Source organism: Ornithinimicrobium sp. (assembly GCF_051004135.1).
In the GTDB taxonomy this organism is placed as follows: domain Bacteria; phylum Actinomycetota; class Actinomycetes; order Actinomycetales; family Dermatophilaceae; genus Ornithinicoccus.
Genome location: NZ_JBPCKQ010000228.1, coordinates 1 through 4,739, shown reverse-complemented (window position 1 = coordinate 4,739; position 4,739 = coordinate 1). Strand labels below are relative to the sequence as shown.

Below are 4,739 nucleotides of genomic sequence, written 5' to 3'. Positions count from 1 at the left end.
GGGGGGGGGGGGGGGGGAAAGGGGGGGTTTTTTTTTTGTGGGGTTTTTGGGGGGGGGGGGGGGAAAAGAGGGGGGGGGGGGGGTGGTGGCCCCCCCCCCCCCCCCCCCTTCCCCGCTACACAGTGATCGCGAGGCCCGCCACGCACGTCCACATGTCGCTCTCGCGAAACCTTGCGTGCCGTGGTTGCGCAAGGCGATGACTGAACCGACCAGGCTAACCGATGGTGAGCGACGTGAATCGCCTGGTGTTCTCGGTGATGGCCACTTCCGTGGGCAAGCGCTCCATGCTCGACGCACCGTAGAATCCGACCACCCCACGTGTGTGAGCAAGGACGTATTCCGCATCCTCTGGCTCAGCTATCGGTCCTCCATGGCACAGCACCAGGATATCCGGATTCACGTCCTTTGCAGCATCATTCATGGCCTGTACCAATCCCGGCGCCTCGTCCAGCGGGACGGCCGTCGTGGCGCCGATAGAGCCCTTGGTCGTCAACCCAAGATGCGGCACCAGGATGTCGGCGCCTGCCTGTGCCATCGCCCGAGCGCTGTCCGGATCGAAGCAGTACGGTGACGTCAGCAGATCGCGCTGGCGCGCAAGCCGGATCATCTCGACCTCGAGGTCGAAACCCATGCCCGTTTCCTCGAGATTCTGCCGGAAAGTCCCATCGATGAGGCCCACCGTGGGGAAGTTCTGGACACCCGCGAATCCCATTGCCTTGAGCTGATCCAGAAACACCGGCATCAACCGGAAGGGATCGGTGCCGCAGACACCCGCCAGCACCGGTGTTCGCTGAACTACCGGCAACACCTCGCTTGCCATCTCGACGACGATCCCGTTTGCGTCACCATAGGGCATCATCCCTGCCAGTGATCCCCGTCCCGCCATGCGAAAACGACCGGAGTTGTAGATGACGATCAGGTCGACGCCGCCCTGCTCGACGCACTTTGCCGAGAGGCCCGTGCCCGCTCCCGCTCCGACGATCACCTTTCCTCGCGCTACCTTGGCGCGAAGCCGATCGAGAATCCCGGTTCGACTGTTCACATCGCTTCTGCCTGTCATGCCTTGTTCTCCGAGGATGATTCACGAGACACGAGCTCCGCCATTCGATCGGCCATCGCCGTGGCGAATCGCGGATCGTTGATGTCGTATGCAAGATCATGGACGTCGACATTGTCTCCAAGGTTCTCCATCAGGCTTTGCAGGAGCGCTGTATCCGCTTCGGGATCGTGAAACACGCCTCCCTCGACGGCAATTGCCGATACCCCGCCACGGGGAATGAAGAGCGCTACCGGCCCTGTCGCGGCACTGAGCCTGACGCCGATCCGCCTACCCAGCTCGGCGCACTCCTCCGGCGTGGTCCTCATCAATGTCACCGATGGATTGTGAACATACAGATTGCGATCCCGGAAGCGCCCCGGCACAGTGTCTTTCGGTCCGAAATTGACCATGTCGAGCGCACCAAGAGACACTACCTGAGGTAGCCCGGACTGGCAAGTAGCTTTCATGCGATCAGGTCCGGCGGAAAATACCCCACCCACCAGGTCGTCGGCCAGCTCTGTCGTCGTGATATCGAGCACTCCGTCCAGGAAGCCGCCGCTGACCAATGCCTCCATCGACTGGCCGCCAGCACCGGTCGCATGAAAGACGAGCACCTCGTACCCTTTGGCTTCCAGCAACTCGCGCGCCTTCGTCACACTCGGCGTCGTCACGCCGAACATCGTCGCGCCGATCAAAGGCTTGTTGCCCATGTCGGGGAGAGGTACGGCGTATGCCGTTGCCATGCCAGCGATGCCAGCGGCGGCGTTTCCGAGGATGCGTGCCGAGATCCTGTTGATTCCGGCAATGTCGACCACGGAATACATCATCGTGATATCAACCGCGCCCACATAAGGCCGGGTATCGCCCGACGCGACCGTTGACACCATGAGCTTCGGCACCCCGACCGGCAGCGCCTGCATTGCGTGCGTCACCAGCGACGTGCCTCCGCTGCCGCCGAGGCCGAGTATGCCCTGGAGCCGCCCTGCCGCGAACAGATCGCTGACAATCTTGCTCGCTCCGTCAGCCATCGCGGCCACCGCCGCTCCGCGATCGTTGGCGGCGACGAGATCATCGATGGTTGTTCCCGCGGCCCGTGCTACGTCATGGCGCGAGATGTCGGCGGTGGTTTGCGGCTCACCTAATACACCTGCGTCAACGATGACTACATCGCAGTCCGAGTGTTGTGTGATTTGGTCGCGAAGGTAGGCATATTCCGCACCTTTGGTATCGAGGGTGCCCAGCAGGACAACGGTGGCCATCGGATTCATGCTCCTCATTCAGTCCGCGTTCGTCGGGATTGGTCTGATCTATACATCCCGATACAATGGCACTCGCTCGATCAGGCGATGTCCCCGGTGTCTTCAAGGTTCTCGGTCTTGCGGTCCGCCGCCGAGAACGAAATCAGAGCTACCAGCGGCGTCTCTCCCTTAGCCTGCGCCCAATGCGGAACGCCCTGGGGAATTCGGATCACGTCGCCGGTGGTGATGTGAAACATCTCGTCACCCAGCTTGTGATCCGCCTCGCCCTCCATCACATAGAGCAGCTCTTCACAATTGGGGTGAAAGTGGAGAGGGTTCCGCTTGCCTGGCTCGATAGTAACCACACCAAGCGTTTGCTCAGCGCCGGGCGTCTCCTTCTCGCCGATGAGCCAGACGAGGCGTCCCCAACTCAGGGAGACGGCATCTGACTCAGAGACGCGCCGGACAATGTTGTTCAGATCGATCGACGAACTGTGGCTCATGGAAACTTCCTTGCTGTACGACAATCGGCTCGCGATATTCCAAATCAGTTGACGGCCGCCGGATGATTGATATACGCCCGCACGCCCGGCTCCGTCGTGCAATATCCCTCGAAGAGTTTGGCGATTTCACGTGCCTGCTCTAGCGTTCCTTTCTCCGGAGGGCATTTCGTGAGCACACTCTCACAAAAGTGAAGCACTTCAGGGACATAGCCGAGATAGAAGATGTTCTTGTTGTAGAGTTGGCCGAGCGAGAACTCGGGCTCCCAATACAGCGGCGCCACGTCGTTATCAACAAGATAGGATGCCGATCGCCCGTAAGCAGGACGCTCGGCCGGTCGATAGTACGTCACCTTGACACCATTTTCGACGATGACGCTCGCATGCTCGCCCACGACCTCCAACCGCTCGAGTGGGCTGACGCTATTGCGTAAACCGGGCATGTGAAGCGTGCCGACGGCGCCTGACGTGAATTTGAGACTGGTTACGCTCCCTCCAGTGACCGATTCCCATTCGTAGGAGAACGACTCAATCTTGCCCATCAACTCAATGATGATCGACCCCGGATGGTAGATGTGGTCGAGGAGTCCCTGCACGTTCCTGAGATCACCGCGCTGCTCCAGCGGCGGTATCGCCTGTGGGTAGCGAATATACATGGAAGCGGGCCGACCGAACTCTTCGGACTCGATGATCTCCCTGGCCTTGACGATCGACGGGAAGAATGTCTTCTTCAATCCGGTCATGACAAAGCGCCCAGTCCGACGGCTGGTCACCATGAGTTGATCGACTTCAGCAACGCTGGCGGCGGTCGGTTTCTCCATCCAGACATGGCAGCCAGCTTCCAGGGCGTCGAGCGCAAGCTGTGTGGCCTGTGGCCGTCCTTCCGCATCGTAGCTCGTCACGATGAAGACCACATCGAGCGTCTCGCGGTTAAGCATCTCCCGATGATCGGTGTAGCTAACAGTCGCGCCGAACTGCCTCGCGAATGCCGCCGATCGGTCCGCATCAAGGTCACACACCGCGACGAGGTCGATCGGAGCGTATTGAAACGTCGGGTACACGTTACGGAAAGAGTGTCCGCCAGCACCGATGAATGCGGTGCGTAGCTTGTGCTCGTATTCGAAATTGTAACGAACGTAATCGCTCTCTTGTGGCTCCATCGAACTATCCCTTTGTAGCGCCCGCGGCCAGGCCACTGATAAACTGCCTTTGCAGCACAACGTAAATGAGAAGCGACGGGATGATCGCCAGCGTGATGGCAGCGAACATTGCTCCGTAGTCAGTCATGTTGGTCTGCTGGAATCGCACCAATCCGAGGGGGATAGTGCGGGTGTCCTCCGTGATCAACAGAAGAATAGAGAGAAAGTACTCATTCCATGCGCCGAGGAAACTGAAGACGCCGAGCGCCAGCAGACCTGGCTTGGCGAGAGGCATCATGATCCGGAAGAAAATCTCCCATTCACTTGCGCCATCCAGGCGTGCGGCTTCGCCCAACGCATCAGGCAGATCCCGGAAGAAGCTCCGCATCAGGTAGACGCCGAACGGGACACCAGTACCGACCAGGGCCAGGATCAGACCCAGATGACTGTTGACGAGTCCGAGATCCTTGACCTGGAAGAACAGCGGAACGATGATCGATTCGATCGGGAGCGTGATTCCGAAGAGGTACAGGTAAAAGAGCCATGAAGCATACTTCAACTGTGTCTTTGCGAACTCATAGCCCGCTGGCGCGGCAACTGCGACGCGGATGGCCGTCGTTCCTACCGCCACAATGATGGTATTAATAAAATATCGTCCGAATTGTCCGCCAACCCACGCCTCCTTGAAGTTGTCCCATTTCCAGCTTTCTGGAAGCAGTGCCATGGAGCCGAAGATCTCCGTATTGTCCTTGAACGCGCTGCTGATGACCCAAAGGAACGGAACCAGTGATATGGTCGTCAACACCGTGAGAATGACGAATAC

5 protein-coding genes are annotated in these 4,739 nt (G+C 59.4%); all 5 read right to left on the bottom strand.

Annotated elements, in window-relative coordinates; genetic code table 11:
- Positions 1-214: 214 nt before the first annotated feature.
- On the bottom strand, positions 215-1,042 hold the full coding sequence (locus ACR2FV_RS16535) for a phosphoenolpyruvate hydrolase family protein (protein ID WP_434016801.1): 828 nt from the start codon (positions 1,040-1,042) through the stop codon (positions 215-217).
- Positions 1,043-1,056: 14 nt separating this feature from the next.
- A complete protein-coding gene (locus ACR2FV_RS16530; RefSeq protein ID WP_434016800.1) occupies positions 1,057-2,307 on the bottom strand; it encodes a Tm-1-like ATP-binding domain-containing protein in 1,251 nt (416 codons plus the stop codon).
- 71 nt (positions 2,308-2,378) lie between these two features.
- The gene (locus ACR2FV_RS16525) at positions 2,379-2,780 is read right to left on the bottom strand and encodes a cupin domain-containing protein (protein WP_434016799.1); all 402 of its coding nucleotides are present in this window, start codon (positions 2,778-2,780) and stop codon (positions 2,379-2,381) included.
- Between the two features lie 44 nt (positions 2,781-2,824).
- Positions 2,825-3,937, bottom strand: a complete 1,113-nt coding sequence (locus ACR2FV_RS16520; protein ID WP_434016798.1) for a Gfo/Idh/MocA family protein — start codon at positions 3,935-3,937, stop codon at positions 2,825-2,827.
- 4 nt (positions 3,938-3,941) lie between these two features.
- On the bottom strand, positions 3,942-4,739 hold a 798-nt coding region (locus tag ACR2FV_RS16515), incomplete at its 5' end, for a carbohydrate ABC transporter permease (RefSeq protein WP_434016797.1).

Coding starts and splice junctions, on each gene's coding strand:
- ACR2FV_RS16530 (WP_434016800.1), bottom strand. CDS start 2,307: ATGAATCCGATGGCCACCGTTGTCCTGCTGGGCACCCTCGATACCAAA.
- ACR2FV_RS16525 (WP_434016799.1), bottom strand. CDS start 2,780: ATGAGCCACAGTTCGTCGATCGATCTGAACAACATTGTCCGGCGCGTC.
- ACR2FV_RS16520 (WP_434016798.1), bottom strand. CDS start 3,937: ATGGAGCCACAAGAGAGCGATTACGTTCGTTACAATTTCGAATACGAG.